Source organism: Streptomyces sp. TSRI0281 (assembly GCF_001905125.1).
Lineage (GTDB): Bacteria > Actinomycetota > Actinomycetes > Streptomycetales > Streptomycetaceae > Streptomyces.
The window spans coordinates 1,403,553-1,430,136 of record NZ_LWLE01000001.1 but is presented as its reverse complement, the minus strand read 5'-3'; the positions used below and the strand labels follow the sequence as shown (position 1 = coordinate 1,430,136).

General features: G+C 71.4%; 27 protein-coding genes. 13 read left to right on the top strand and 14 right to left on the bottom strand.

Translation table 11 applies throughout. The features are described from left to right. Positions 1-243 precede the first annotated feature (243 nt). Positions 244-750, bottom strand: a complete 507-nt coding sequence (locus A6A29_RS06645) for a flavin reductase family protein (protein WP_073718901.1) — start codon at positions 748-750, stop codon at positions 244-246. 245 nt (positions 751-995) lie between these two features. Continuing rightward, positions 996-1,322, bottom strand: coding sequence for a TlpA family protein disulfide reductase (locus A6A29_RS06640; protein ID WP_073718900.1), 327 nt, complete (start codon positions 1,320-1,322; stop codon positions 996-998). A gap of 218 nt (positions 1,323-1,540) precedes the next feature. Between A6A29_RS06640 and A6A29_RS06635 the strand changes: the two genes are divergently transcribed. Further along, the gene (locus A6A29_RS06635) at positions 1,541-2,263 is read left to right on the top strand and encodes a lysophospholipid acyltransferase family protein (RefSeq protein ID WP_073718899.1); all 723 of its coding nucleotides are present in this window, start codon (positions 1,541-1,543) and stop codon (positions 2,261-2,263) included. 272 nt (positions 2,264-2,535) lie between these two features. Here the strand turns inward: A6A29_RS06635 and A6A29_RS06630 are convergent, their stop codons facing one another. Genes A6A29_RS06630 through A6A29_RS06620 form a run of 3 tightly spaced genes read right to left on the bottom strand, consistent with a single transcriptional unit; the run spans position 2,536 to position 5,785 of the window. Further along, the gene (locus A6A29_RS06630; RefSeq protein ID WP_073718898.1) at positions 2,536-3,615 is read right to left on the bottom strand and encodes a threonine aldolase family protein; all 1,080 of its coding nucleotides are present in this window, start codon (positions 3,613-3,615) and stop codon (positions 2,536-2,538) included. Then, a complete protein-coding gene (locus A6A29_RS06625; protein WP_073718897.1) occupies positions 3,594-4,361 on the bottom strand; it encodes an SDR family oxidoreductase in 768 nt (255 codons plus the stop codon). Before A6A29_RS06625 ends, A6A29_RS06630 begins: the two co-directional genes overlap by 22 nt. 26 nt (positions 4,362-4,387) lie before the next feature. After that, entirely contained in the window at positions 4,388-5,785 is a 1,398-nt protein-coding gene (locus tag A6A29_RS06620) for a DUF6421 family protein (protein ID WP_073718896.1), read from the bottom strand. A 328-nt stretch (positions 5,786-6,113) separates the two neighbouring features. Here A6A29_RS06620 and A6A29_RS06615 point away from each other — a divergent pair, with 328 nt between their 5' ends. Beyond that, complete coding sequence (locus tag A6A29_RS06615; protein ID WP_073719047.1) at positions 6,114-6,764, top strand: glycerophosphodiester phosphodiesterase; 651 nt, start codon at positions 6,114-6,116, stop codon at positions 6,762-6,764. 105 nt (positions 6,765-6,869) lie between these two features. Here the strand turns inward: A6A29_RS06615 and A6A29_RS06610 are convergent, their stop codons facing one another. Next, the gene (locus A6A29_RS06610; protein ID WP_073718895.1) at positions 6,870-7,418 is read right to left on the bottom strand and encodes a GNAT family N-acetyltransferase; all 549 of its coding nucleotides are present in this window, start codon (positions 7,416-7,418) and stop codon (positions 6,870-6,872) included. A 269-nt stretch (positions 7,419-7,687) separates the two neighbouring features. Here A6A29_RS06610 and A6A29_RS06605 point away from each other — a divergent pair, with 269 nt between their 5' ends. The 5 genes from A6A29_RS06605 (at position 7,688) to A6A29_RS06585 (ending at position 10,961) form a co-directional block, all read left to right on the top strand. Next, positions 7,688-8,332, top strand: a complete 645-nt coding sequence (locus A6A29_RS06605) for a DUF5134 domain-containing protein (RefSeq protein WP_073718894.1) — start codon at positions 7,688-7,690, stop codon at positions 8,330-8,332. A gap of 87 nt (positions 8,333-8,419) precedes the next feature. Further along, positions 8,420-9,355: a M56 family metallopeptidase gene (locus tag A6A29_RS06600; protein ID WP_073718893.1), complete on the top strand. Its 936-nt coding sequence runs from the start codon at positions 8,420-8,422 to the stop codon at positions 9,353-9,355. Between the two features lie 33 nt (positions 9,356-9,388). Then, positions 9,389-10,096: a phosphatase PAP2 family protein gene (locus A6A29_RS06595; protein WP_073718892.1), complete on the top strand. Its 708-nt coding sequence runs from the start codon at positions 9,389-9,391 to the stop codon at positions 10,094-10,096. A gap of 137 nt (positions 10,097-10,233) precedes the next feature. After that, positions 10,234-10,431, top strand: coding sequence for a hypothetical protein (locus A6A29_RS06590; RefSeq protein WP_073718891.1), 198 nt, complete (start codon positions 10,234-10,236; stop codon positions 10,429-10,431). Positions 10,432-10,490: 59 nt separating this feature from the next. Then, positions 10,491-10,961: a hypothetical protein gene (locus tag A6A29_RS06585; protein WP_385732996.1), complete on the top strand. Its 471-nt coding sequence runs from the start codon at positions 10,491-10,493 to the stop codon at positions 10,959-10,961. 102 nt (positions 10,962-11,063) lie between these two features. On the opposite strand, the gene A6A29_RS06580 is transcribed toward A6A29_RS06585, so the two are convergent. Beyond that, positions 11,064-12,554: an LVIVD repeat-containing protein gene (locus A6A29_RS06580; protein WP_073718890.1), complete on the bottom strand. Its 1,491-nt coding sequence runs from the start codon at positions 12,552-12,554 to the stop codon at positions 11,064-11,066. A gap of 158 nt (positions 12,555-12,712) precedes the next feature. Here A6A29_RS06580 and A6A29_RS06575 point away from each other — a divergent pair, with 158 nt between their 5' ends. Then, the gene (locus A6A29_RS06575) at positions 12,713-13,399 is read left to right on the top strand and encodes a DUF305 domain-containing protein (RefSeq protein ID WP_073718889.1); all 687 of its coding nucleotides are present in this window, start codon (positions 12,713-12,715) and stop codon (positions 13,397-13,399) included. Between the two features lie 70 nt (positions 13,400-13,469). Further along, the gene (locus tag A6A29_RS06570; protein ID WP_073719046.1) at positions 13,470-14,849 is read left to right on the top strand and encodes an FAD-dependent oxidoreductase; all 1,380 of its coding nucleotides are present in this window, start codon (positions 13,470-13,472) and stop codon (positions 14,847-14,849) included. A gap of 46 nt (positions 14,850-14,895) precedes the next feature. Here the strand turns inward: A6A29_RS06570 and A6A29_RS06565 are convergent, their stop codons facing one another. The 6 genes from A6A29_RS06565 to A6A29_RS06540 form a co-directional block, all read right to left on the bottom strand. Then, positions 14,896-15,303 (bottom strand): ArsR/SmtB family transcription factor, encoded by a 408-nt coding sequence (locus A6A29_RS06565; protein WP_073718888.1) that lies wholly within the window; start codon positions 15,301-15,303, stop codon positions 14,896-14,898. 86 nt (positions 15,304-15,389) lie between these two features. Next, positions 15,390-16,118, bottom strand: a complete 729-nt coding sequence (locus A6A29_RS06560) for a class I SAM-dependent methyltransferase (RefSeq protein WP_073718887.1) — start codon at positions 16,116-16,118, stop codon at positions 15,390-15,392. Positions 16,119-16,189: 71 nt separating this feature from the next. Beyond that, positions 16,190-17,872: a PHP domain-containing protein gene (locus tag A6A29_RS06555; RefSeq protein ID WP_073718886.1), complete on the bottom strand. Its 1,683-nt coding sequence runs from the start codon at positions 17,870-17,872 to the stop codon at positions 16,190-16,192. Positions 17,873-18,298: 426 nt separating this feature from the next. Further along, positions 18,299-19,405 (bottom strand): NADH:flavin oxidoreductase/NADH oxidase, encoded by a 1,107-nt coding sequence (locus A6A29_RS06550; RefSeq protein WP_073718885.1) that lies wholly within the window; start codon positions 19,403-19,405, stop codon positions 18,299-18,301. Positions 19,406-19,518: 113 nt separating this feature from the next. Further along, a complete protein-coding gene (locus A6A29_RS06545; protein ID WP_073718884.1) occupies positions 19,519-19,926 on the bottom strand; it encodes a hypothetical protein in 408 nt (135 codons plus the stop codon). A 134-nt stretch (positions 19,927-20,060) separates the two neighbouring features. After that, positions 20,061-20,774, bottom strand: coding sequence for a cupin domain-containing protein (locus tag A6A29_RS06540; protein ID WP_073718883.1), 714 nt, complete (start codon positions 20,772-20,774; stop codon positions 20,061-20,063). Between the two features lie 332 nt (positions 20,775-21,106). Here A6A29_RS06540 and A6A29_RS06535 point away from each other — a divergent pair, with 332 nt between their 5' ends. The 4 genes from A6A29_RS06535 to A6A29_RS06520 all read left to right on the top strand — a co-directional run bounded on the left by A6A29_RS06535 (position 21,107) and on the right by A6A29_RS06520 (position 25,207). Further along, entirely contained in the window at positions 21,107-22,192 is a 1,086-nt protein-coding gene (locus A6A29_RS06535; protein WP_073718882.1) for a WD40/YVTN/BNR-like repeat-containing protein, read from the top strand. Between the two features lie 45 nt (positions 22,193-22,237). Beyond that, positions 22,238-22,915, top strand: a complete 678-nt coding sequence (locus tag A6A29_RS06530) for a uracil-DNA glycosylase (RefSeq protein ID WP_073719045.1) — start codon at positions 22,238-22,240, stop codon at positions 22,913-22,915. A gap of 140 nt (positions 22,916-23,055) precedes the next feature. Further along, positions 23,056-24,117 carry an N-acetylglucosamine kinase gene (locus A6A29_RS06525; protein ID WP_241838334.1) on the top strand — a complete coding sequence of 354 codons (1,062 nt, stop codon included), beginning with the start codon at positions 23,056-23,058 and terminating at the stop codon, positions 24,115-24,117. A gap of 166 nt (positions 24,118-24,283) precedes the next feature. After that, positions 24,284-25,207, top strand: a complete 924-nt coding sequence (locus A6A29_RS06520) for a sirohydrochlorin chelatase (protein ID WP_073718881.1) — start codon at positions 24,284-24,286, stop codon at positions 25,205-25,207. A 210-nt stretch (positions 25,208-25,417) separates the two neighbouring features. Here the strand turns inward: A6A29_RS06520 and A6A29_RS06515 are convergent, their stop codons facing one another. Further along, entirely contained in the window at positions 25,418-26,485 is a 1,068-nt protein-coding gene (locus A6A29_RS06515; RefSeq protein ID WP_073718880.1) for a lactonase family protein, read from the bottom strand. Between the last annotated feature and the right edge of the window lie 99 nt (positions 26,486-26,584).

Genomic DNA, 26,584 nt, shown 5'->3' with positions numbered 1-26,584 from the left:
CGTCGGGCACATACTTCACACAGACAACGATCCTCAAGCTCACGCCGGCTCTCCTACTGCATCGTCATTTCCGGGCTGCCTTGTTGCACGCAGCATAGGCGCCTTATAGGGCGGTTTCCGGTCGGGGCGACCGACGCTCCGAACGAAATATTACTCGCCAGTACACCCAGAGGTTCACTCATGGGCAAGCGCTCCGCACTGTGACCTTGCCAACGTGGTGGGCCCCTGCGCCGCCTGGCGCCCTCAGTCTCGCAGAGCCGTGAATCGCCCCTGGTGGTAGACCAGCGGACGGCCGCCTCCGGCCGGGTCGCCGACCACGGCCTGGGCGATGACGATGCGGTGGTCCCCCGCCGGAATGCGGTCCACCACACGGCAGACCAGCCAGGCCGACACCCCGTCCAGAAGCGGTACGCCCTCGGGGCCGTCGCGCCAGTCCGTCGCCGGGCCGAACCGGTCGGCGCCGCTGCGCGCGAACCTGGTGGCCAGCTCCTCCTGGTGCTCGCCGAGTATGTGGACTCCGATGTGCTCGGCGTCGGCGATCACCGGCCAGCTGGAGGAGGAGGTGCCCACGCCGAACGAGATGAGCGGCGGCTCCGCGGCGACGGAGTTGAGCGAGGTGGCGGTGAAGCCGACCGGGCCGTCACCGGCCGCGGTGATCACGGCGACGCCTGCGGCGTGCTGCCTGAAGACGGAGCGGAGAAGGCCGGGCGAAGCCGTCCGGGCGGTGGCGAGATCGGGTGTGGCCGTCATGGAGGTGTCCTTCTGCGGGAGTGGCGTACATGACCGTGGTTGCTCAGGCACCCGGACAGCGCGCACTCGCGTTGCGTGCGAGGTCCACATGGACCCGCCCGTAGAGAAGGAGTTCTGGCGGCATAGCGTCAGACTGACGATGCGGGTGGCTGAGGTCAAGGGCGTTCCGCAATGTGGGAGATGCCTCACGGTCCGTCATGTGACCTCCCCACGCAAGAATGACTCCCCATCCCTGTATCCCCCTCTCACATGGCCCGTCCCAGTGCCGCCACCACATCGGCGGTGCGCGGCTGCCCCGTGGCCCGGCGGACGACTTCTCCGTGCGCGTCGAGCACCAGGACGGTCGGCGTGCTGCTGATGTCCAGCTGCCTCACGAGAGTGAGATGCGCCTCCGCGTCGATCTCGATGTGGGCGACCCCCTCGACCATCCCGGCCACCTCCGCGAGCGTGCGGCGGGTGGCCCGGCAGGGCTGGCAGAAGGCGCTGGAGAACTGGACGAGGGTGGCCCGATCCCCCAGTTCCGCGCCGAGTTGGGACGCGTCGAGCCTGTCGCCGCCTGCCTGCACGTCCACTTCCGGCCTCCTGTCAGAGCTCTACGCAAAGACTCAGCACCGGGCGGCGGCAGGACATTCCCGCTCTTCTCACGTGACGAGAATCTCGCGCCCCGCACCCGCCGGGACTGGCCACCACGTCGCGCATGGGGCACCATCGCCACAATGCCGAAAACCTACGGCTGCGTAACTTCCGCCGGGAGAACCCTCCTCAGGCGCTGAAGAAGGGTCTTCTCCAGATGGCAGAACTCGTCTATCGGCCGGTCGTCGGCGCCGCTCGCACTTTGTTCAAGGCGCTGGACCTGAAGATCGACACTCAGGGTTCGGAGCACATCCCGAAGACCGGCGGTGCGGTACTGGTCAGCAATCACATCAGCTATCTGGACTTCATCTTCACGGGTCTCGGCGCCCTGCCGCAGAAGCGGCTCGTCCGGTTCATGGCGAAGGAATCGGTCTTCCGGCACCGGATCTCCGGTCCGCTGATGCGCGGCATGAAGCACATCCCGGTCGACCGGAACCAGGGTGAGGACGCGTACGCGCACGCGCTCCAATCGCTGCGGTCCGGTGAGATCGTCGGTGTGTTCCCCGAGGCGACCATCTCGCAGTCGTTCACGCTCAAGAGCTTCAAGTCGGGCGCCGCACGGCTGGCCCAGGAAGCCGGCGTACCGCTGATCCCGATGGCCCTGTGGGGTACGCAGCGGCTCTGGACCAAGGGACGGCCGCGCAATTTCCGGCGCAGCCACATCCCGGTCACCATCCGGGTCGGGGAGCCGATGGAGGCGCCCGCCGACCAGTACGCCGGTGCGATCACCCGGCGGCTGCGCGAGCGGGTCCAGGAGCTTCTCGAAGCGGCGCAGCGGGCCTATCCGGTGCGCCCGAAGGACGCGAGCGACACCTGGTGGGTACCCTCCCATCTCGGCGGTACGGCTCCGACGCCCGCCGAGGTGCGCGAGCTCGGCTGACCCGGCCCGGCGCGGCCCCGGCGGGGGGAAACGTCACTCCGGTGCGTGGACGGTGATCCGCGCACCGGGGCTCGGCCTGTCCGGCGACTCGGCGAGTTCGGCGCCTGCGGCTTCGAGCTCGCCGGTCGTCATGGGGACGAGGCTGGAGACCGGCGGGACGTGCCGCATCAGTTCATGCCCGGAAACGCACGGAAGCGGCCGCCCGGAGATCAATTGATCTCCGGGCGGCCGCATATCCCTACGAACTCGGGTGTGCGAGAGGCGCGGGGGTGCTACTTCGCCATCTCTTCCTTGAGCGCCTGCAGGAACGCGTCGACGTCGTCCTCGGTGGTGTCGAAGGCGCACATCCACCGGACGTCTCCGGCGGTCTCGTCCCAGAAGTAGAACCGGAAGCGCTTCTGCAGCCGCTCGCTGACGTCGTGCGGCAGCCGCGCGAAGACGGCGTTGGCCTGGACGGGATGCAGGATCTCCACCCCGTCGACCGTCCTGACCCCGTCGGCGAGCCGCTGGGCCATGGCGTTGGCATGGCGGGCGTTGCGCAGCCATAGGTCGCGCGCGAGCAGCGCCTCCAGTTGTACGGAGACGAAGCGCATCTTGGAGGCGAGCTGCATCGACAGCTTGCGCAGGTGCTTCATCGCGCGGACCGAGTCGGGGTTGAGCACGACGACGGCCTCGCCGAAGAGGGCGCCGTTCTTCGTGCCGCCGAAGGACAGCACATCGATGCCGACGGTGTTGGTGAACGTACGCATCGGTACGTCCAGCGACGCGGCGGCGTTGGCTATCCGGGCGCCGTCGAGGTGCACCTTCATGCCGCGCTCATGGGCGTGGTCGCAGATCGCGCGGATCTCGTCCGGCGTGTAGACCGTGCCCAGCTCGGTGTTCTGGGTGATCGAGACGACCTGCGGCATCGCCCGGTGCTCGTCGTCCCAGCCGAACGCCTGCCGGTCGATGAGCTCGGGTGTCAGCTTGCCGTCCGGGGTCGGCACGGTGAGCAGCTTCAGGCCGCCCATCCGTTCCGGGGCGCCGCCCTCGTCCACGTTGATGTGCGCGGACTCGGCGCAGATCACGGCGCCCCAGCGGTCGGTCAGCGCCTGGAGGGCGACGACGTTGGCTCCGGTGCCGTTGAAGACCGGGAACGCTTCGGCGGTGGCCCCGAAGTGGCTGTGCATGACCCGCTGGAGATGGCCGGTGTAGTCGTCCTCGCCGTAGGCGACCTGGTGGCCGCCGTTGGCGAGGGCGAGGGCTGCCATGACCTCCGGGTGCGCGCCTGCGTAGTTGTCGCTGGCGAAGCCGCGCACCTGCGGGTCGTGGTGACGTCGAGCGTCGGTCCTTACGGTTGCGGGGTCAGCCACAGGCGCTTTCCGTTCACTTCTGCGGCGGGCTTGTCCCAGACGCCGGCGATGGCCTCGGCCAGCTCCTTGACGTCGGTGTAGCCCGCGAACTTCGCATTCGGGCGCTCGGCGCGCATCGCGTCGTGCACCAGTGCCTTGATGACCAGGATCGCAGCCGCGGTCTTCGGCCCCTCGTCGCCCCCCGCCCTGCGGAAGGCGTCGCCCAGTGCGAGCGTCCATGCCTCGGCCGCGGCCTTGGCCGACGCGTAGGCGGCGTTGCCCGCGGTGGGCTTGCTCGCCCCGGCCGCGCTGATCAGCACGTAGCGGCCCCGGTCGCTGCGCTGCAGCGCTTCCTGGAAGGCGAGCGAGGTGGACTGGACCGTGCGGATCAGGAGCTTTTCCAGCACGTCCCAGTCGGCCAGCTCGGTCTCGCCGAAGGAGGCGCTGCCGCGCCAGCCGCCGACGAGGTGGACCAGGCCGTCGATCCGGCCGAACTCCTTCTCCGTCCTGGCCGCCCACTCCCGGGCCGCGGCGAGGTCGAGCAGATCCACGGTGTCGCCGGTGACGGTCGCGCCTCCGTGGGCGTACCTCGCCGCGTCGACCGCCTCGGCGAGCCGCTCGGGGTGGGCGTCGGACGCGACGACGGTCGCGCCCGCCTCGGCGAGCCGCAGCAGCGTCGCCCGGCCCGCGGGCCCCGCCGCTCCGGCCACCGCGACCACCGCGCCTTCGAGCGCACCGCTCCCATTGGCCCTACCGGTTCCGTTCATGGCCACCGCCTCCTCGGCACGAGCGCTCACGCGGCTGCCTGCTCGGCAGTCGTCGCGGTGATCCCCTTGGTGGAGGCGATCACGTTCTTCAGTTTCTTGGACAGCGCCTCATAGAACATGCTCAGGGGAAACTCGTCCGGAAGCACGTCGTCGACGAGCTTACGCGGCGGCTGAGTGAGGTCCAGGGCGTCCGGACCCTTGGCCCAGCGGGAGCCGGGGTGCGGGGCGAGATAGGTCGCGACCAGGTCGTACGCGGCGAACCAGTGGACCAGCTTGGGGCGGTCGATGCCGTCGCGGTAGAGCTTCTCGATCTCGGCACAGAGCTGGTTGGTGACCTGCGGGGCCCGCTCCCAGTCGATCTTCAGGGTGTTGTCGGTCCAGCGGACGACGTCGTGCTTGTGGAGGTAGGCGAAGAGCAGCTGGCCGCCGAGGCCGTCGTAGTTGCGGACGCGCTCACCGGTGACGGGGAACCGGAACATCCGGTCGAACAGCACGGCGTACTGCACGTCCCGCCCCTGGCCGAAGCCGTCGGCCTCCAGCTTCACGGCCTCCTTGAAGGCGGTGAGATCGCAGCGCAGCTCCTCCAGGCCGTACATCCAGAACGGCTGCCGCTGCTTGATCATGAAGGGGTCGAACGGCAGGTCCCCATGGCTGTGGGTGCGGTCGTGGACCATGTCCCAGAGCACGAACGCCTGCTCGCAGCGTCGCTGGTCGCCGACCATCTCGCGGATGTCCTCGGGCAGCTCCACGCCGAGAATGTCGACGGACGCCTCGGTGACCCGGCGGAAGCGGGCGGCCTCGCGGTCGCAGAAGATGCCGCCCCAGCTGAAGCGCTCGGGGGCCTCGCGCACGGCGATGGTCTCCGGGAAGAGCACCGCGGAGTTGGTGTCGTAGCCGGCGGTGAAGTCCTCGAAGGTGATGCCGCAGAAGAGCGGGTTGTCGTAGCGGGTGGCTTCGAGGTCGGCCAGCCACTCGGGCCAGACCATCCGCAGCACGACCGCTTCGAGGTTGCGGTCCGGGTTGCCGTTCTGCGTGTACATCGCGAAGACGACCAGGTGCTGGAGGCCGTCGACGCGGTCCTTGGCGGGCTGGAAGGCGAGCAGGGAGTCCAGGAAGTCAGGGACCCGGAAGCCGTCCGCGGCCCAGCGGCGCAGGTCCGAGACGAGGGCGCGGTGATACGCGGCGTCGTGCGGGAGCAGCGGGGAGAGCTCCTCGACCGCGGTGATCACCCGGTCGACGGCCGCGGTGGCCGTCGACCGCGCAGGGGCGCCCTCGGCCTCGAAGTCGATGGAGCCGTCCTTGGACTGCCAGGGCCTGATCTCCTCCACGGCATCCTTGAGCACGGGCCAGGCCGGGTGCTCGACCACCCGCTGGGCAGTAGTTATCGCACCGTCGGCGGCGTCGTGCACAAGAATTTCCGTCATCACACTTCCTCCACGGGAGAACCTCGCGTCAAGCAACCGTATCCATGTGCGGTTGCTCCGGACAAGTGGGCCTCAGAAAATTATCCTGCCGACCCCCCATGGTCACCGTCATTTTTCCTGCCGTGAACCGCCATGACGGCCAGTTCCCCCCGCCTGCGCGGGACGAGTGGGACCGGTCCGGCACGGCGGAAGACAGTCGCCCCCGGGGCCATTACTCTCCGCAGTGCCGTAATGCCGTACAGCCCTGTGGGCAGGAGCAGCCCAGGGGGCAGCCGACGACGGAAGCGAGATTGCCTTGACTTTTCTCACCATCGGCCACCGCGGGGTCATGGGGGTCGAACCGGAGAACACGCTGCGGTCCTTCGTCCGCGCGGAACAGGCCGGGATGGACGCCATCGAGCTGGATCTCCATCTGAGCAAGGACGGCGCGCTCGCCGTGATGCACGACGCCGACGTGGCGCGGACCACCGACGGCAGCGGGCTGATCGCCGAGAAGACGCTGGCCGAGCTGCGCGGGCTGGACGCCGGACAGGGCGAGCGGGTGCCCGTCTTCGAGGAGGTCCTCGACGCCGTGGGTTCACCGGTCCAGGCGGAGATCAAGGATGTCGCGGCGGCGCGCGCGCTGGCCGAGGTGATGCTGCGGCGCGACCTCGCCGGCCGGGTCGAGGTGTCCTCGTTCCACGACGAGGCCGTCGCCGAGATCGCACAGCTGGTACCGGGAGTCCGGACCGTGCTCATCGCCAGCCGCTGGGGCGGTGACGTGGTGGAGCGGGCGACGGCGGTGGGCGCGGCGACACTCGCGCTGAACATCCGCCGTCTCACGCTGGAGGTCGTCGAGCGGGCGCACGGCGAGGGTCTGAAGGTGATCGGCTGGGTGGTGAACACCCAGGACCATCTGCGGCTGGTGCGCGCGCTGGGCCTGGACGGCGCGACGACCGACTTCCCGGAGATCCGCCGCGCGGGCCGGTTCACCGCCTGAGCGTCCACGGGGGGCCGCACCGGCCCGTGGCCCGTACTCCACAGGTCCTTGACCAGGAGCACGGGTCCGGCGGGTCCGCAGGTCCGCGGCCGGACCGGCCGGCTGCTACAGGTCCTTCACCAGCAGCTCGAAGGCCAGGTCCGTGCGCTGCGGGATACCGAAGCGCTCGTCGCCGTACGGGAACGGGGTGAGCTTTCCGGTACGGCGGTAGCCGCGGCGCTCGTACCAGGCGATCAGTTCCTCACGCACGGATATCACCGTCATATGCATCTCGCTCACGCCCCAGTCCTCCCGGACCGTGCGCTCCGCCTCGGCGATGATCTCCTTGCCCAGACCGGCGCCCTGCAGTCCGGGCCGGACGGCGAACATTCCGAAGTACGCGGCCTCCCCCCGGTGTTCGAGCTGGCAGCAGGCGATGAGGGCGCCGTCCCGCTCGACCACGAGCAGTCGGCCGGTGGGTGCGGTGACGACCGCGCGCACCCCGTCCTCGTCGGTCCGCTGTCCCTGGAGGATGTCCGCCTCGGTGGTCCAGCCGGTCCGGCTGGAGTCGCCGCGGTAGGCGGACTCGATCAGGGTCACGAGAGCCGGGACATCGTCCTCGGTCGCGTCGCGGAAGGTGAGCCGGTGCGAGTCGCGGGCCGGGGCGGTGTCCATGGTGGAGCTCTCCGTTTCTCTGCTTCTCTGCTTCTCTGCTTCTCTGCTTCTCTGCTGCGGAAGTCTCTGCTGCTCCTCCGCTGCCGGATTCGCTGCTGCCGATAGTCCCGTACGAGACTAACCCGGCCGGAACCGCCCCCCGCGGGCCCCGGCGCACTCCCCTCGCACTTCGATGCGCCGGGTAGGACCGGTGCGGTACGGGCATCGATCAGTCGACGCGACACCGGTGTCGCAGGTCCTGAGCGGCCTGCTCCAGGGGGAGGTGCGCTGTGCACGGACCGGCCCTGTCCGGCTGGCTGTTGATGGTGCTGTGCGGTGTGACGGGCGCGTATTGCCTGCTGCGCACGCGCGAGGGGACCGCGCAGGAACGCAGAACCGCGCGGGCGGAGGCGTTGATGGGCTTCGGTATGGCCACGATGGCCGTCCCGGCCGCCCTGCTCACACCCCCGAGGTGGGCCTGGGGGGTGTACGCGGTGCTGTTCGGCGGCGCCGCGCTGCGGGCCCTGTGGTTCGCCCGGATCAGCGGGCACCATCGGCATCACCTGGTCGGTTCGCTGGCGATGGTCTACATGGCCGTCATGATGGCCCCGGGCATCGCGGGCGGCGGCGGTCAGGGCGGGCACGCCGGGCACGGGGCCGCCGGCGCGCACGGCGTCGCACCGGCGGCCGGGGGGATACCGCTGCTGACGGGGGCCCTGCTCGTGTATTACGCGTTCTATGTGCTGCGGTCCGCCGGGCGGCTGATACCGGTGGCCGTTCCCGCCGGACCCGTCGCACCGGGCGCTTCGAACGGTGCGGGCGGCACGCTGGGTTCGGCGGGGACGGGCAGTGGCTGGGCGGGCCTGCCCGATCTGACGTCGGCCTGCCGGCTGACGATGGGGATGGCGATGTTCGCGATGCTGCTCACCCTGTGAGACAGCACACGCTTCAAACAGTGTCCTACGTCACTTGCCGGTCGCATCCATACCCGTGGATGCCGTGCCCCTCATAGGCTGACGCCCATGTTGGTCTCCCTCGTGCTGCTGTCGCTCGGTGCGCTGACCGCTCTGGTGACTCCGCGACTGATGGCGCGGGCTCAGTGGCCGGAGCGCGAGCCCGTGGTCGCACTGTGGGTGTGGCAGTGCGTCGTGTCGGGGGTGCTGCTCTCCTTCGGCCTGTCGATGACGTTCAGTGCCGCCGCCGCCTGGCAGGCGGTCCGCGGTCATGTCTTCGCCCCCGCGCCGCACGCCGTCGTGGAGGCGTACGCACTGGCGGCGTACGGGCCGTGGTCGGCCGTCATCGCGGTGCTGCTGGCCCTCGGGGGCGTCTGGACGGCGGCCATGCTGTTCCGGGAGATCCACCGCGCGCAGCGGCGTCGCAGGCAGCGGCGCGCCGAACTACTGGTCCGCTCCCCCTTGATGCCCGGGGAGGAACCCGGCAGCGGGCGTCTCGTGGTGCTGGAGGGCGAACGTCCCGATGCCTGGTGGCTTCCCGGCGCCGCTCCCCAACTGGTCATCACCACCGCCGCGCTGGGCCGCTTGAAAGGCCGTCAGCTCGATGCCGTACTGGCCCATGAGCAGGGTCACGCCCAGGCGCGGCACGACTGGCTGCTGAACTGCTCCTCCGCGCTGGCGACCGGTTTCCCGCAGATCCCGGTCTTCGCCGCGTTCCGGGACGAGATGCACCGGCTGGTCGAGCTCGCCGCCGACGATGTGGCCTCGCGGCGCTTCGGGCGTCTGACGATCGCGCTCGCCCTGGTCGAACTCAACGAGGACCGCGGGGTGTTCGGCCCGTGCCCCACACCGCACGCGCAACTGCCGCTGCGGGTGAACCGGTTGCTGGCACCGGTGGAGCGGCTCACCGCGGGCCGTCGGCTGCGGCTCACCGCCGCCGCCGCGCTGGTGCCGGTGGTACCACTGCTGGTCGCCTTCGTTCCGGGACTCAGCGCCCTGGGATAGCCGGTGGGCCGGGTCGTCCGCGAGGATCACCCCATGCACACCCCGCTCTCGTACCGCCCCGGACACTCCCCCGCCACCGCGACCGCCCTCCGGACGGGCGTCGTCAGCGCGTCCCTCTCCGCGGTGCTGCTGATTCTCGTCGCCGTGCGCTGGTCCCCTCTGATGTCGCTGGACCGTACGGTCGCCGAGGCCCTGCACCGGCGGGCGGTGACCGAGCCGGGGCTGGTCCACGCCAACCGGGTGCTGACGGACTGGGTGTGGGATCCATGGACGATGCGCGCGCTCGTCGCGGTCGTCGTGATCGCCCTGTGGTGGCGTGGGTTCCGGCTGCTCGCGGGATGGGTGGCGGCGACGAGCCTCTTCTCCACCCTCGTACAACAGGGTCTGAAGAGCGCCGTGGGCCGGGAGCGCCCGGAGTGGCCCGATCCGGTGGACTCCGCCAACTACGCGGCGTTCCCGTCCGGTCACGTCATGACCGCGGTGGTGAGCTGCGGGCTGTTCCTGTGGTTGCTGCGTCTGTTCGGAGCGGGTCCGCGACTGTGGTGGGGCGCGTATGTCGTGGCGGGCGTCTCGGTGGCCGGGGTCGGATTCACCCGGATCTATCTGGGCGTGCACTGGCTGACCGATGTGCTGGGCGGCGTGCTGCTGGGCGTGGCGGCGGTGGCGTTCTCGGTCGTCGGATACGCCGCGTGGGCGGCTCGCCGGACGTCGGGAGCGGTCGGCCTGCCCCGTAGCGGCTGAGCGCCGGCGCCGGGCTGTGCGAACACGCCGGGTGGCCGGTCTCACACCCCGTGGTGGCACCGGGCGGCCGGAGTGTGAGGGATGTCCCTGCCACGCAATGGGTCGGATTGTCGCACCGGGGCCGTAGCCTTATACGTATGTCCCCCATTCCGTCCTCGTCCCCTTCCGTGCGTTCGATGCGTTCCGTGCGTTCCGCAGCAGTGGTCAATGAAGAGATCCGCGACCTGTGGCAGCGCTCCGGCGGGCTGCTGTCGCCGGATGGCGAGGCGGAGTACCAGCGGTTGCTGGTGGAGTGGGCGGCGGCGACGGGCGGAAGCGCCCGGGACGCCGCCTGACGGAGCGCGGGGGTGGCGTCACAGGCTCCGGAGCCCGGTGCGATGCGATGGTGGTGGTCATGACTGATCAGCCCCCTGTCGCCGTTACCGCCGTGGCGGGCCGGGACCTGTCCTCCGCGGACGGCCTCGCCGAGCTGCTGACCGCTTACCACCTGTTCACGGAGGCCGGGAAGGGCCTCGCCGTGGGCGGCGTGGACGAGCTGCCCGACCGCTACCGGTCCGAGATCCGCTCACCCCGGAACGCGTTCGCCGACGACAGGGGTGCGGCTCTCGGTGTGGAGCTGGCGCAGCGGCGCCATCGCACTGTACGAGCGGGCCGACTTCGGCGTGGTCGATTCCTGGGACGCCCGGGACGGGCTCGTGTGCATGGAGCACGCCTGACTCCGGCGATCCCCCGCGTCGCCGGATCCAGGCGCGCACCCGCGGCCGGGTCCCGGAGGATACGGCCGCGGGCCACGGCGACGACCGAAGAACCGGAGGCCGTCGACGCAGGCATACAGCATCTCCCCGCGCGGCTCATCGGTCAATGAATTACGGCTGCGCGGCCTTACGGGGTGTGGCCCGCCGGGCGGGGAACCGCCCGGCGGGCCACACGGGCGTCCCGTGCTTTCGGATGCCTGGGAGCGGATCGGTCAGCGGTCGAAGTAGTCCGGCTGCGTCTGCACGTTGAGTTCCTTCAGCCGTACCCTCTTCGCCGGGTCGGTACGCCGGTCATCGAGCTTCAGCACGTCGAAGCCCTTGGCGATGTCGTTGGAGTAGATGTAGCCGTTGTAGTAGTACGCCGACCAGGAGCCCGCCGTGGTGACACCGTCGAGCGTGATGGGACCCCGCTCGAAGTAGGCGATCTCCTTGGGCTTCGAGGAGTTGGTGAAGTCCCATACGGAGATGCCGCCCTGGTACCACGCCTGGACCATGAGGTCGCGGCCCTTCACCGGGATGATCGAGCCGTTGTGGGCGACGCAGACCTCGACGTCGGCCTGGTGGCGGTCGATCTTGAAGTAGCTGCGGAAGACGAGTTTGCGGTGGTCGCCGCGTCCCACGATGTCGTAGATGCCGTCGGCGCCCCGGTTCGGGCCGATCTCCTCGTTGCAGGTGGCCGCGCCTCCGCCGCCGAGCTCGTCGGTGAAGACGACCTTGTCGGCACCCTGGTTGAACGTGGCGGAGTGCCAGAACGCGAAGTTCACGTTGTCCTGGACCCGGTCGATGATCTTCGGGTTCTCCGGGTCCTTGATGGAGAACAGCAGGCCGTCACCCATGCAGGCACCGGCGGCCAGGTCCTTCGACGGCAGCACCGTGATGTCGTGGCAGCCCGTCGTCTTGGAGACGCCCGGGTTGTCCGGGGCACCCGGGTTCCCGCCGTCCGGGAAGAGGACCGGGAAGTTCACGATCGCGGCCTTCTCGGGCGCGTTGCGCGGCACCTTGATGACGGAGATCCCGTCGTGCGGCGGCTGGCAGTCGGGGAACGCCGCGCTCGGGGAGTACGAGGAGACGTACACGTAGACGTTCCTGCGCTCGGGCACCAGCGTGTGGGTGTGCGAACCGCAGGCGGTCTCGACGGCGGCGACGTACTTCGGGTTGCGCTTGTCGCTGATGTCGAAGACCTTCATGCCCTCCCAGGAGGACTTCTCCGTGGCGGGCTGGGTGGCGCTGGCACAGGAGTTGTCGCTGCGCGAGGAGTCGGTGGAGAGGAACAGCAGGTTCCCGGAGACCGAGATGTCGTTCTGCGAGCCGGGGCAGAGGACCTGCGCGACCGTCCTCGGCCTCTTCGGGTTGCTGATGTCGAAGATGCGGAAGCCGTCGTAGTTGCCGGCGAAGGCGTACTTGCCCTGGAAGGCCAGATCCGTGTTGGTGCCCTGGAGGGCGTCCTTCGGGATGTTGGTGAGGTGCTCGATGTTGTCGCTGTGGACGATCTCGTCCACGCCGGGTATCTCACCGCTCTTGATGGCTGCCGCGGCTTCGGCCTCCTGGCTCGCGGAGATGCCGCCGCGCTTGGCCGGGGCGTCACCCGGGTCGGGTGTCGCGGCCGCGGTGGTGGCCGTCAGCAGAGTGGCGAAGAGCCCGGCCGCGGCTGCTGCCACGCCCAGACGTCTGCGCCGCACGCGGGTGGTGGGCAACGAGGTCACTGCGTCCTCCCTTGTATCCGTTCGTAGTTGAACGGTTTACGGACTCCGGCAGTATCGTCCCTTCCATGTACACACCAACAGATGGCAACAGAGACGTAATAAAAGTTTTTGATCATTGCTGTGCGGAAGCGTGCTAGGACGGTCCGCAACAAACTTTCATGGCACAGGAGGTCGCCGTGTCGATCCGCCGTCAGTCCACGCGCGTGCGCGCAACCGTTCTCGCGGCAGCGGCCGTTGCTCTGGCCCTGACTCTGGGAGCCTGTGATGCGGCCGGGGGTGACGGAAGCCCGAAGGCCGGGTCGGACGCAGGTCCGGCGGTGGTGGCACCAGGCAAGCCGGGCGAGCCGGCCCGGACGCTCTCCGCCGAAGAGGCGGTGCGGGAGGCCGGTCAGGACCCCGCGAACTCCGCCGACTTCCGCTACGCGCAGATGATGATCCAGCATCACGGTCAGGCCCTCGTCATGACCCAACTCGTCCCGGACCGCGCTTCCTCGGCATCTGTCAAACGGCTCGCGGAGCGCATCTCCGCAGGCCAGAAGCCGGAGATCGGCACGATGGAGGGGTGGCTGAAAAGCAATGGCGGGGACAAGCGCGAGGAGACGCACGACCACTCCACGATGCCCGGCATGGCGACCGAGGCGCAGCTGAAGCAGTTGCGCGCCGCGCGGGGCAAGGCATTCGACACCCTGTTCCTGAAGCTGATGATCACCCACCATCAGGGAGCGATCACCATGGCCACCGAGGCGCTCTCGGAGGGCAACAACGTGCTGGTCGAGGAGATGGCGGGCGATGTCGTCGCGCAGCAGACGGTGGAGACCGACCGGATGCGCAAGCTGATGGGCTGACGGTGCGCGCCTCTCCCCCGTTCCGCCTGGCGGTGCGATGCTGGAGGGACACTTCGGGAAGAGGTGCGCCGTGCTCCGTGTCGCCGTGGTCGGTTCGGGCCCCAGCGGGGTCTACACCGCCCAGTCCCTGTTGCAGCAGTCGCTGGTGCCCGATGTGCGGGTCCACGTACTGGACCGGCTGCCCACCCCGTACGGTCTGGTGCGCTACGGGGTGGCCCCCGACCACGAAAAGATCAAGTCGCTTCAGAACAGTCTGCGGGCCGTCCTGGAGGACGAGCGGATCACCTTTGTCGGCCATGTCGAGGTGGGCGGCGCCCAGGGGCTTTCACCCGCACGGCTCAAGGAGCTCTATCACGCGGTCGTCTACTGCGTCGGCGCGGCCACCGACCGCCCGCTCGGCGTACCGGGCGAGGATCTGCCGGGCAGCTTCTCCGCCACGGAGTTCGTCTCCTGGTACAGCGCGCACCCGGACACGGCCGCCGACGGATTCGCGCTGCACGCCCGCTCGGCGGTGGTGATCGGGGTCGGCAACGTCGCGGTGGACGTGGCCCGGATCCTGGCGCGCGGCGCGGACGAGCTGCGCTCCACCGATGTTCCCCGGGCCGCGCTGCACGCGCTCTCCGGGAGCCGGGTGCGCGACGTGCACATCGTGGGCAGACGTGGCCCCTCACAGGCCAGATTCACCACGAAGGAGCTGCGGGAGCTGGGCGCCCTGCCGCAGGCGCACCTGGTCGTCGACCCTGCGGAGCTCGCGCTCGACCCGGCGTACGCGGCCCCGGCCGGCGGACCCGGCACGCCGCCGCCGCCCGCGGTGGTGCGGCGCAATCTGGAGGTGCTGCGCGGGTGGGCGGCGGGCCCGCCGCCCACCGCCGCGGACCGGGAGCGCCGTATCCGTCTGCGGTTCTTCCTGCGCCCGGCCGAGCTGCTGGAGCGGGGCGGCCGGGTCGCCGGGGTGCGGTTCGCCCGTACGGCGCCGGACGGTTCCGGGGGCGTACGGGACACCGGTTCGTACGAGGACATCGAGGCACAGCTCGTGCTGCGGGCGGTCGGCTACCGGGGGATGCCACTGCCCGGCCTGCCGTTCGACGCCGCTCACGGCACCGTGCCGCACCTGGCGGGGCGGGTGCTGCGGGGCGGGGTGCCCTCGCCCGGTGAGTATGTGGCGGGATGGATCAAGCGCGGGCCGACCGGGGTGATCGGTTCGAACCGCTCGTGCGCCAAGGAGACCGTCGCCTCGCTGATCGAGGACGCTCCGCTGCTGGCGCGGCGGCCGGTGGCGGCCGATCCGCTGTCGGCGTTGCGGGAGTGGGGGCTGCGACCGGTGGAGTGGGACGGCTGGCTGTCGATCGAGCGCGCGGAGGCCGCACTGGGGCGGTCGCTGGGGCGCGGCCCGGTGAAGATCCCGGACTGGGCGGGGCTGCTCGACGCGGCACGGGGCGACGGCGGCTGAGTGGCGGCCGGGGGTGCGTGCGACGGGTCGGGGCCGGTGGGACGCGTCAGCCTTCCAGGAGGCGTTGGGCCGGTCCGTCCTCGCCCAGGCGTTGCGCCTGTCGGTCCACGGCCTGGAGAACGCTGTCGAGCAGGCCGGGGAAGAGCGCGTCCAGATCGTCCTGCCGCAGACCGCTCACCTTGGCGGTGCCCCGGTAGATCTGGTGGATGACCCCGCTCTCGCGCAGCACCCGGAAGTGGTGCGTGGAAGTGGACTTGGACACCGGTAGGTCGAACCGCGAGCAGGCCAGTTCCTCGGCCGCACCCGACAACTGGCGGACGATGCGCAGCCGCATCGGGTCGGCCAACGCGTGGAGGACGCTCTCGATCCGGATCTCCTCGCGCGCGGGATGGGCCAGCGCGCGGGCCCCCGCCACGACGGCCGGGACTGCGGTGGTGGCGCTTGCGGGGGTCACGGTGGCTCCACTTCGTCCTGAGGACTCCATTGTACGAGAGCCGTCGTAATTCCCGTCCGGGGCGTCGGCCGGAGTTTGCGGCCGGCTCATTCCCGGGTCGCCACCACCAGTCGGCCGCGCGGGCTCCCGTCGTCCCGCAGCCCCAGTTCCGTCAGGGGCAGGAGCCGCATGGTGAACCCGGTGCGGGTCAGGTCGGCCAGGACGTCGGGGAGCCGGAAGGTGCGGTAGTACATGATGAATCGCGGGCGCCACAGTGCGTTGCGCACCCGCATCGCCGCGTCGAATCCCAGCAGTGTCCAGTAGGTCCGGGAGCCCACGGCGGGCGGTGCGCCCAACGGGAAGACGAACCGGCCGCCCGGTCGCAGCGCCCCGTGCACCTGGGCGAAGAGACCGGGGCGCTCCTTCGGCAGGAAGTGGCCGAACGCGCCGAGGCTCAGCGCCAGATCGAAGGATGCCGTGAAGGGCAGCGCCCGCGCGTCGGCCCGTACCCAGTCCACCGCCGGTCCCCCGGTGCGCTCCGGCAGCGAGGACCGGCCCTCGGCGAGCATTCCCGCACTGAAGTCGACGCCGGTGACCCGCTCCCGGCACAGCCGGCGCAGCACCCCCACGCCCGCGCCGGTGCCGCAGCAGACGTCCAGCCCGGCGTCGAACGGCCCCAACGGCCGGAGGGCGCTGGTGACGGCGTCGAGCACGCGGTCGGGCGTGCGGTACGGCGTGTGGTCGAACTTCGGGGCGAGCAGGTCGTATCCGCGCTCGGTGGAGGAGAGCGCCTGGACGGCCAGCTCGCGGAAGGTGGGGCCCGTTTGTGTGAACATTGCCGGTCAGCGTACCGACCGAGGGCCCCTGTCCGGGCTCATCGACCGGTCCCGAGGGCCCCTGCGCGGGCTCATCGACCGGTCACGTCCACGAAGACCGGGTTCGTGTAGAACCAGGTGTCCAGCCACGGATTGCCCTGCCCCGGCTCGTGCGGGAGCGGGCCGTGCGGGTCGATGGACCTGCCGAGCGGTCCGGTTCCGTGGCGCTTGCCGTCGCTGCCACGCAGCCGCAGGTAGAAGGGCTCGTCCGCGCGTCCGACGGGGATGCGCAGCGTGTACGTACCCCGGCGTCCGGATACGTCCGTGGTGTGCGCGACACGGGTGTCCGGTGCCCGCCACTCGTCGCGGTCGGCGGCCGGACCGTTGACGGCGCCGCGGATGACGTCGACGTGGGCCAGCTTGGGGAGCAGGCCGTGCGGATTGCGACGGGAGGCCGTGGTCACGGTGACGTCCAGGGTCAGCTTCTCGCCGCGCCGGGCGCGCAGCCTGCCGCCGAGGGTGACGCCGCGACCCCGTTCGCCACGCAGCCGGACGTCGACGGCGTCCAGCAGGTGGCCGTGGTCGACCCAGACCCGGCCCGCCCGCAGCCCCGCCATCACGTCGCGGTAGCCGTACCGGGTGACGCCCACATGCGTACGGCTGAACTGGCCGGGCCAGAAGTCGCCGCCCGGCTGCGGCTCGGTGGTGTTGTACGGGTCGGGGAGGTGGCCGGTGTTGTCGAACGTCGCGCCGGGCGGCCAGGCGCCGTTGACCCAGGTGTCCTGGGCGACACGGTGGACGTCGGAGTTGGACGTGATCGTGAAGAGCTTGCCCTCGGCCAGCATCGCGTCCCAGAGTCCGCCCACGGTGGCCGTCGCCCAGTCGAAGCCGCCGTGGGTGACGTACGCCTCGCGCGGGTAGCCCGGCCAGGAGTCGGCGGACGGCTGATTGCTGTACTCACCGCGGACGTTGGTCGGCGGGTGCCAGCCGGGGATCGCTCCGGCCTGCGCGCCGGGCGCGCCTTCCATCCCGATCATGATGCCGGGCGCCGCGTCGCGCCAGCCGCGCAGCTCGTGCGGGGAGTCGATGCCGAGCCGCATGGGGTGGTTGGCGAGGACGAGGACGTCGTCGACGTATCCGGTGCGGCGCTGCTCGGCGAGCCACTTGAGGGCCTTGACCGCGTGCGCCTCGTTGCGGGGCGTGTCGGGGTGGGTGGGGGCGCCGGCGGTGTAGCCGAGCAGCTTCCCGTCGTACGCCGACTCGAAGCGGGTGAGCAGATCGACCTCGTGCCGTCCGGGCGGGGAGAAGACGGTGCAGTGTTCGGCGCCGGGGATGTACCACTCCAGGCCCTGGAAGATCAGCATGCGCTTGTTCTGCGCGCGGGCCTTCAGGATTTCGCGGTGCTCCTGGTGCGCGCCGAACTCGGCGTGGCCGATGTTGCTGTGTTCGGTGAAGACCATCCAGTCCAGGCCGAACTTCCGCCCGGCGGTGGCCAGCTGGGAGAAGGTGTACTTGGCGTCGTGGCTGTAGACGGAGTGGTTGTGGTGGTCGCCGACGAGGTAGGCGAGCTCGGGGTCGCTGCCGCCGTGGCCATGACCGTTCCCGTGCCCGCCGCCCCCGCCGAACGCCTGCGCGGGCGATGCCAGTGACGCGGCGGCGAACGCGGCGCCGAAGAGACCCGCGCGGCGCATCACCCCCCGGCGGCTGAGCCCCTGGGCGTCGAGCGATGCTGCCGGGACCTGCGGGTCGGCCCATTCGGGCAGGGGCTGGCGCATGACGGCGTGTTCTCCTCTGTACGGAAGGGCACCGACACGGCAGGATCGTCGCATCCGTTTGCGTACGCATCCATGACGGGCCGCCTCGGAGGGCGACCGTCGGCCCTTCACCGCAGAGTGTCCCGCCATGGAAAACCGCAGGTGAACCAGGCCCAAAGGTACGGCGATGCTCATATGACCGGCCGGATGCCGCCCTGTCCTCCGGCTCGGAGCCCTTCGGTTCTTCGCCTTCGGAGATGACGGCGTGCGGGCCGCCCGCAGGAAGCGGGCGGCCCGCGGAGACATCACGTCCGGAGGATCGCCCGTCCGTGCGAACGTCACGGAACAGGCGGACGTCACGGACGGGCCCATGTCACAGCCGGGCCCGATGTCACAGCCGGGCGGACGTCACCGCCGGACGGACGTCACCGCCGGACGGACGTCGCGTCAGGCCGCGCGGCCGTACTGCTGGGGTACGGATACCTCTCCGCCGAGTTCGCGTGCGGCGCTGCGGGCGAAGTAGGGGTTACGGAGCAGCTCCCGCCCGAGGAGTACGGCGTCCGCGCGGTCCTCGGAGAGGATCTTCTCGGCCTGGGCCGGTTCGGTGATCAGCCCGACCGCCGCGACGGGCAGCCCCGCTTCAGTGCGGACCCGCTCGGCGAACGGAACCTGGAAGCCGGGGGCGGCCGGGATCTTCGCCCTGGGGGCGAGCCCGCCGGTCGAGACGTCCAGCAGGTCGACGCCGTGCGCCCGCAGTTCCCGCGCGAAGCGGACGGTGTCGTCGGCGGTCCAGCCGTCGCGCTCGTCGGCTTCGTTCTCGGTCAGCCAGTCGGTGGCGGAGATCCGGAAGAACAGCGGAAGGTCCTCGGGCCACACCGCACGGACCGCGTCCACGACCTCCAGGGCGAAACGCGTGCGGTTCTCGAAGGAGCCACCGTAGGCGTCGGTGCGGTGGTTGCTGTGCGGGGAGAGGAATTCACCGATCAGATAGCCGTGCGCACCGTGGATCTCCGCGACCTGGAAGCCCGCGGCCAGGGCCCGGCGGGCGGCGTCGGCGAACTGGGCGACGACGGCCTGTATCTGGTCGGTGGTCAGCTCGGCCGGGACCGGGTGGCCCTCGTCAAACGCGAGCGGGCTCGGACCCAGCGGCTGCCAGCCGCCGGCGCCCGGGGTGTCCGCCTCGATCGGGCCGCCGCCGAGCCAGGGGCGGTCGGTCGAACCCTTGCGCCCGGCGTGGGCGAGCTGGATGCCCGCGACGGTCCCCTGCCCGGCGAGGAAGTCGGTGATGCGGCGCAGGGCGGTCACCTGCCGGTCGTTCCAGATACCGAGGTCCGCGGGACTGATCCGGCCTTCGGGGCTGACCGCGGTGGCCTCCACCAGGATCAGGCCGGTGCCGCCCGCCGCACGGGCGGCGTAGTGCGCGAAGTGCCAGTCGTGCGCGACGCCGACGTCGGGTCCGGACGCTTCCGCGCTGTACTGGCACATGGGGGCCATCCAGATGCGGTTGGGAATGGTCAGCGACCGCAGGGCATAGGGCTCGAAAAGGGCGCTCACGCCGGACTCCGTTTCAGCAGGTGCGACTGGACTGACGGCACGGCGGAACGACCGGGCCTAGTACGAGAGCGATCGTACTACGACACCCATCGAATTACGACAACCCTCGTACTTCACCGCTCCTCCTGCCGCAGCCGACGCCTCAGCGCGATCTCGGCGTCCGGCGCGTAGCCCTGGGTCCAGCTGCGTCCGGCGCCCGATGCCCAGGTGACCTGGACGGTGTTCCCGTCCGCCTTGACCCTCACCACGGTCATGGCCCGCCCGGTGTCCCGCACATCGCCCCGGAGCAGCTCGTGCGCCTTGACGGTGACGGGCCGCGCCGACTGCGCGTCCTCCGTCTCCTCGGCGGCCCGGACGAGTGCGGCCGCCAGCGCCCTGGCGGTCGCGGGGGTGCACGACCAGCCGGTCTCCCCTGCTGGGGACGCGACCCGGACACCGACCCGTGCCGGGCCGCCGGCCACACCGGGGGTCACCTCCACGAGCGCTTCCCGCCCATCCGGGTCCGTGATCTCGATACTCATCGCCGCAGTCTCCTCACCACCGCACCACAGGCCGGGCCGGGCCCGACCGCACCGCCCTACCGTCCAGCACCGCCCCGGACCAGCCTCTTCCCCGGAATTTGAGCACATGCCCGAGGGGCGGCGCCGCCCGCTCGTCAGCCCCGGTAGACGTCCAGGCGCCCGCACATACCGAACTTGCCGCGCATGGAGGGCTGTTCGGCGTGCACACAGGCGTCCGCGAGATGACCGGCATCACCCCGGGCCAGTGCGTCGAGCTGCGCACCCGTCACCTCGGACGCGGCGGCGGCCCCCCGCTCCCACCGCTCGCGCCAGTCCTCGGTCCGGGGCCGTACGAGCGCGGCGGCGGCCCGGTGGAATGCGGCCAGCGGCTCGGGGTCGCCCGCGTCGGCGGCACGGCGCAGGGTGAGAAACCCCTCGACGGCGAGGTCGCGACGGGTACGGGCGGCCCGCTCCTGCTCCGCTTCGGTGCCGTCGGGGATCGCGACGGCCGCGCGATAGGTGTCCGGGTCGCCGAGGAAGCGGGGCGGCAGGGTGAGGACGGCGTCGCCCGCCTCGGGCAGCCCGCTGTTCTGCATCAGGACGACGATGCGCAGGCCGTCCTCGTTCACGAGCCGGTGGATGGTGCCGGGCGTGAACCAGACGAGGGCTCCGGGGGCCAGCGGCGTCCGCCGGAACCCGGACCCGGTGAGGGTCTGCACGGAGCCGCTGCCCCCGACGACCACGTACCCCTCGGAACAGGTCAGATGAAGGTGCGGGGTCCCGCCCCGCAACCCGTCCTCGGCGGGCCAGTCGTAGACGCTCAGGTGCGAGACGGCGACTGCGCCGGGCAGTCCTTCGAAGGTCACCACGGGTACTCCTGGGATTCGGGCGCTCGGGCCGCCACGACTGCGCGGGCAAGCGCTTTCCACGGGCGGTTGCACGCTAGGTCGGCCGCCGGAGACCGGTCAAGGGCGCACGCCCGGTTCCGTACCGGGATTCCGCGCCCGGGCGGCGTCCGGGCGGCGCCGAGTCCGCGCGGTCCGGGTTGTCCGGTGCCGGCCGGCTGCCGCCTCCGCCGGGGCCGCACCTTCGCGCCACCGCCGCTCCGACCTGCACGGACGCGTTCCGCACGAGCCGGTGTCAGTGGCCGGGTGCAGACTGTCCCGTATCCGGCACAACGGCGTTTCGGGAGGTCTCGGTCATGACCGAAGTACTGCTGGCGGTAGGCACCCGCAAGGGACTTTTCCTCGGCCGCAGGCGCGGCGGGGCCTGGGAGTTCACGGACCCCGATTTCCCTGCCCAGGCGATCTACTCGGTCGCCCTCGACACCCGTGGGCCGACCCCGCGGATCCTGGTCGGCGGCGACAGCGCGCACTGGGGCCCTTCCGTGTTCCACTCCGACGATCTGGGCGCGACCTGGACCGAGCCGAAACAACCCGCGGTGAAGTTCCCCGAGTTCACCGGGGCGTCGCTGGAGCGGGTCTGGCAGTTGCAGCCCGCCGGCCCCGAGGCGCCCGACGTGGTCTACGCGGGGACCGAGCCCGCCGCCCTGTTCCGGTCCGAGGACCGCGGTGAGAGCTTCGAGCTGGTCCGTCCGCTGTGGGAGCACCCGACCCGCTCGAAATGGGTGCCCGGAGGCGGCGGCGAGGGCCTGCACACCATCCTGACCGACCCGAGGGACGCACGGGCGGTGACCGTCGCGGTCTCCACGGCCGGAGTGTTCCGGACCAAGGACGGCGGGGAGAGCTGGGCTCCGTCGAACAAGGGGGTGTCGGCGGTCTTCCTGCCCGATCCGGACCCGGAGTTCGGCCAGTGCGTCCACAAGGTCACCCGGGACGCGGCCGATCCCGACCGGCTCTACCTCCAGAACCACTGGGGCGTGTTCCGCAGCGACGACTCCGGGGACCACTGGACCGACATCGGCGAGAGCCTGCCGTCCGACTTCGGGTTCGCCGCCGCCGCCCACCCGCACCGCGGTGGGACGGCCTACATCTTCCCGATCAACGCCGACGCCGACCGCGTCCCCGCCGAGCACCGCTGCCGGGTGTTCCGTACGAGCGACGCGGGGCGGACCTGGGAGCCGCTGTCGGCGGGCCTGCCGGAAGGCGCGCACTACGGCACGGTGCTGCGCGACGCGCTCTGCACGGACGACGCGGACCCCGCCGGGATCTACTTCGGCAATCGCAACGGCGAGTTGTACGCCAGCGCGGACGACGGGGACAGCTGGCGGCAGCTCGCCTCGCATCTGCCGGATGTGCTGTGCGTACGTGCGGTGGTGCTCGGCTGACCGGCAGTTGATCGGAGTGGTCGTATCACCAGTAGAGTGCGGCTCGTGGCAGCACGACCGTTGAAAGAAATCGTTGAGCCCGGGTGGGCGCAGGCCCTGGAACCCGTGGCCGAACGCGTCGCCGCGATGGGCGACTTCCTCCGCACCGAAATCGCCGCGGGGCGCACCTACCTGCCCTCGGGGCCAAATGTGCTCCGGGCGTTCCAGCAACCCTTCGACGAGGTGCGGGTCCTCGTCGTCGGTCAGGATCCCTATCCCACCCCGGGTCATGCGATCGGGTTGAGTTTCGCCGTGGCTCCCAAGGTCCGGCCGCTGCCGGGCAGCCTGGAGAACATCTTCCGGGAACTGCACGCGGATCTGGGCCTTCCGCGGCCGTCCAACGGTGATCTCACGCCGTGGACCCGACAGGGGGTGCTGTTGCTCAACCGGGCGTTGACGACCGCACCGCGACGGCCCGCGGCGCATCGCGGCAAGGGCTGGGAAGAGGTCACCGAACAGGCCATCCGGGCCCTGGTGGCGCGCGGCACACCGCTGGTGTCGGTCCTGTGGGGGCGTGACGCCCGCAACCTGCGGCCCCAGCTGGGCGACTTCCCGGCCATCGAGTCCTCGCACCCCTCCCCGATGTCGGCGGACCGCGGGTTCTTCGGCTCACGGCCGTTCAGCCGGGTCAACGAACTGCTGGAGCGCCAGGGGGCGCAGCCGGTCGACTGGCGGTTGCCGTGACGGATGCGCCGCCCCCCGGACCCGCGTCCGGAACGGGATCGACGGCCGCTCACGGGACTGCCGGGACTGCTTCGGGGGCTGTTTCCGGAGTGACGGCCAGAACTGCTTCCGGGGTTCTGGGTGTTTCCTCCGAACCGGCAGTGGGCCCCTACGTGCTCGGTGTGGACTCGGGCGGCTCCGGACTGCGCGTAGCGCTCGGGACGACGGCCGGCACGCGGGAGCCGCTGTCCACGGTCGTCTGTGCCGAACCCGTACGGACGGGGCCGGCGGGGATCGACGCGGCCCATCTGCTGGAGCAGCTGCTGCCCGCCGCTCGGACGCTGCTGGAGCGGGCCGAAGCCGGACGGGGGGCAGGAGGGCAGGAGGGCGCCCACGGGCCGATCGCCGCCGTAGCCGTGGGGGCCGCCGGGATGGCGACGCTCGGCGGGCAGCTGCGGGCGGAGCTGCCCGCCGCGCTCACGACCGCGTTGGGCGTGCGCCGGTTCGCCCTGGCCGCCGACGCGGTGACCGCGTACGCGGGTGCGGTGGGCCAGCGGCCGGGTGCGGTCGTCGCGGGCGGCACGGGCCTGATCGCGCTCGGCACCGACCTGATGTCATGGCGCAGGGCCGATGGCTGGGGACATCTTCTGGGTGACATCGGCGGCGGTTCCTGGATCGGCCGTGCCGGCCTCGACGCGGCGATGCGCGCCCACGACGGGCGACGCGGCGGATCCGCGGCGCTGCTGTCCCGGCTCAGCGCCGTGTTCGGTCCGGCACCCGACCTGCCCGGCCTGCTCTATCCGCGCGCCGACCGCCCCGCGCTGCTCGCGTCGTTCGCCCCCGAGGTGGCGGCGTGCGCCGGTGACGACACGGTCGCCGCGGGCATTCTGCGCCGGGCCGCCGCCCATATCGCCGAGGCGGCCGCCGCCGTGTGCCCCGAGGCCGGGGACGATGACGGCCCGGGACGCGAAGTGGCCCTGACCGGCGGCCTGTTCAGGATGGGTGACCCCCTGCTGGTACCGCTGCGCGAGGAGCTGGCCCAACAGGTGCCGCAGGCACGCGTGGTGCCCGCTTCGGGGGATCCGCTGGCCGGTGCGCTGCGGATCGCGCGGGCCCTGGCGACCGGGGATCTGAGGCTTCCGCTCCACCCGACACTGCTGTTCGTCCCGGGGTCCGCACAGGGGGTCGTACCGGAGTTCGCGCCGGAGGCGGGGCAGCCCTGACGACGCCCGTGCGCCGCTGCCCGGCCGCAGTCCCCCGACCCGAAACCGGGCAGACAGAGCGGGGCAGTTGACCGGTATGTCACTCATCAGACATAAGCGGACAGATGACGCCTGACTGGGCCCTCCCCGAACAGAGGAGCATGCAAAACCAGTAGCATGCGGCGCCATGAGCACCCCCACTGGGCCCGCTTCCGGCCTGCCTGTACGAATGCCGCGACCTCGCCAGTCCGGACGGCACCGCCGCCCGGAGCCCGTGGTCGCGCCTGAGGGCGCTGCCGCGCTCGTTCTCGTCGTTCCCGGTACCCCCTCCTCGGCCACGCGCAGCCTGGCCGAAGAGGTGATCAGCATCGCCCGTTCCGAGCTGCCCGGCCTCAACGCGCGGATCGGCTACCTCGACGGTGACGACGCCGAGTACCCCACGCTGACCACCGTTCTCGCCCATTCCGCCGCCGAGCGCGTCGCGCGCTACGAGCAGGCCAGGGCCGTGGGCCGCGAGGTCGCCGAACCCGTCGGCCCGCCCGCCGTCGTGGTACCGCTGCTCGCGGGGCCGGACAGCGCCCTGATCCGGCGGATACGGCAGGCAGTGATGGACAGCGGTACCCAGGTCGAGCTGACCGATGTGCTCGGCCCGCACCCGCTGCTCGCCGAGGCGCTGCACGTGCGGCTGTCGGAGGCCGGGCTGGCGCGCGCCGACCGCGCGAGGCTGTTCACCGTGGCGACCGCCGCCGACGGCATCGTGCTGGCCACGGTGGGCGGCGACGAGGCCGTGCAGGCGGCCGGGATCACCGGCATGCTGCTCGCCGCCCGCCTCGCGGTGCCGGTGATGGCCGCCGCACTCGACGTGGAGGGTTCGGTCGCGGCGGTCGCGGAGCAGCTGCTGAGCTCCGGTTCCGCGCAGCTCGCGCTGGCGCCGTACCTGGTGGGCCCCGAGATCGACCCGCGTCTGCTGGACGCGGCGGCGAAGGAGGCCGGCTGCGCGACGGCCGAGCCGCTGGGCGCGTACCCGGCGATCGGCAAGCTGGTGCTGTCGATGTACGCCACGGCACTGGGCATCACTCCGGCGACGCCCCAGGGCGCGCAGGCGCACTGATCCGCGCCCGCACGCGCCGGCGTAGCGACGTAACGACGTAACGAGCAGTGGGGCGCGGACCGGGACCCGGTCCGCGCCCCACTGCCGTACCTCGGCGCCGAGCCGCACCGCGGTGACGTACGGCCGCCCTGTGCCGGCCTCAGGGCGGCCCGTGACGGCTTCTGGCCCGGCCCCCGCGGGCCGGGCCCCTCGGTGGGGCCGCGCGCAGTCTCAGGCGAAGACGACGCAGGAGGCCGCTGGGGCCTCGATGGAGCCCGCGTACTGCGGAACTCCGGTCTCCGCCTCCACGGCGAACCAGCTCACGTTCCCCGAGTGCTCATTGGCCGCGTACAGCCACTGGCCCGTGGGGTCCAGGGTGAGGTCGCGCGGCCAGCGGCCACCGCAGCCCACGGTCGCGACCAGGACCGGCTTCTCACCGGTCTCGTCGAGGGTCAGCACCGAGATGGTGTCGTGCCCGCGGTTGGCGGTCCACAGGAAGCGTCCGTCGTGCGAGACGACCACCTCGGAGGGGTACGTACGCACCGCGTCGTCCGCGGACTGGGGCTCGGGCAGCACGGGGGTCTCGCCGACCGGTTCGAGCCGTCCGGCGGCGGCGTCCCAGCGGCACACCGTGACCGTCGGCTCCAGTTCGTTGAGGACGTAGGCGAGCGTGCCCCCCGGGTGGAAGGCCAGATGACGTGGTCCCGCACCCGGCCGCAGCGCCGTCTCGCCGTGCAGCCGCAGGGCTCCCGTATCGGCGTCCAGGGCGCAGACGCGTACGGAGTCGGTGCCGAGGTCCACACTCAGCACCCAGGCGCCCGAGGGGTCGCCCAGCACCTGGTGGGCGTGCGGGCCCTCCTGTCGGCGGGCGTCCGGACCGCTGCCCTCGTGCTGGAGCACGGAGACCGCCGCGCCGAGCGAACCGTCGGCCAGCACCGGCAGCGCGGTGACACTGCCCGAGCCGTAGTTGGCGGTGACCAGGTGACCCGCCGCGAGCGCGAGATGGGTGGGCGATCCGCCGTCCACGGCCTGGATGTCACCGATGAGCCGGGGTACGTCGCCGCTGATGTCGAGGGCGGCAGCCGCGCCGCTGGGGGTCTCACCGACGGCGTACAGGGCCGTGCCGCCCGGCCCCGGCCCCAGTCCGACGGCGAGGAACGAGGGATCGGCCAGGACGTCCGTGGACCCGAGCACGGTCAGGGCGCCGGTGTCCCGGTCCACGGCGGCGGCGGTGATGCCCGGCCCGCCCGACGAGGTGAACGATCCTATGAATGCCCGCACGGCGCTGTTGCCGCCCATCGCGCTACCCCTCTTCACTGTCCGCCGCGATCTTCACGGCCGACGGTAGCAGGCAGCCCTTTTCGCGGTCCGGACCAATCCGCTCCGGTCGGGCGGCGG

Excerpts from the sequence above, each read along its gene's own strand:
- A6A29_RS06520 (WP_073718881.1), top strand. The coding sequence starts at position 24,284 with ATGAGCACCCCCACTGGGCCCGCTTCCGGCCTGCCTGTACGAATGCCG.
- A6A29_RS06645 (WP_073718901.1), bottom strand. The coding sequence starts at position 750 with ATGACGGCCACACCCGATCTCGCCACCGCCCGGACGGCTTCGCCCGGC.
- A6A29_RS06515 (WP_073718880.1), bottom strand. The coding sequence starts at position 26,485 with ATGGGCGGCAACAGCGCCGTGCGGGCATTCATAGGATCGTTCACCTCG.
- A6A29_RS06555 (WP_073718886.1), bottom strand. The coding sequence starts at position 17,872 with ATGCGCCAGCCCCTGCCCGAATGGGCCGACCCGCAGGTCCCGGCAGCA.
- A6A29_RS06600 (WP_073718893.1), top strand. The coding sequence starts at position 8,420 with ATGTTGGTCTCCCTCGTGCTGCTGTCGCTCGGTGCGCTGACCGCTCTG.
- A6A29_RS06590 (WP_073718891.1), top strand. The coding sequence starts at position 10,234 with ATGTCCCCCATTCCGTCCTCGTCCCCTTCCGTGCGTTCGATGCGTTCC.
- A6A29_RS06545 (WP_073718884.1), bottom strand. The coding sequence starts at position 19,926 with ATGAGTATCGAGATCACGGACCCGGATGGGCGGGAAGCGCTCGTGGAG.
- A6A29_RS06625 (WP_073718897.1), bottom strand. The coding sequence starts at position 4,361 with ATGAACGGAACCGGTAGGGCCAATGGGAGCGGTGCGCTCGAAGGCGCG.
- A6A29_RS06620 (WP_073718896.1), bottom strand. The coding sequence starts at position 5,785 with ATGACGGAAATTCTTGTGCACGACGCCGCCGACGGTGCGATAACTACT.
- A6A29_RS06610 (WP_073718895.1), bottom strand. The coding sequence starts at position 7,418 with ATGGACACCGCCCCGGCCCGCGACTCGCACCGGCTCACCTTCCGCGAC.
- A6A29_RS06535 (WP_073718882.1), top strand. The coding sequence starts at position 21,107 with ATGACCGAAGTACTGCTGGCGGTAGGCACCCGCAAGGGACTTTTCCTC.
- A6A29_RS06560 (WP_073718887.1), bottom strand. The coding sequence starts at position 16,118 with ATGTTCACACAAACGGGCCCCACCTTCCGCGAGCTGGCCGTCCAGGCG.
- A6A29_RS06635 (WP_073718899.1), top strand. The coding sequence starts at position 1,541 with ATGGCAGAACTCGTCTATCGGCCGGTCGTCGGCGCCGCTCGCACTTTG.
- A6A29_RS06595 (WP_073718892.1), top strand. The coding sequence starts at position 9,389 with ATGCACACCCCGCTCTCGTACCGCCCCGGACACTCCCCCGCCACCGCG.
- A6A29_RS06575 (WP_073718889.1), top strand. The coding sequence starts at position 12,713 with ATGGCACAGGAGGTCGCCGTGTCGATCCGCCGTCAGTCCACGCGCGTG.
- A6A29_RS06615 (WP_073719047.1), top strand. The coding sequence starts at position 6,114 with ATGGGGGTCGAACCGGAGAACACGCTGCGGTCCTTCGTCCGCGCGGAA.
- A6A29_RS06585 (WP_385732996.1), top strand. The coding sequence starts at position 10,491 with ATGACTGATCAGCCCCCTGTCGCCGTTACCGCCGTGGCGGGCCGGGAC.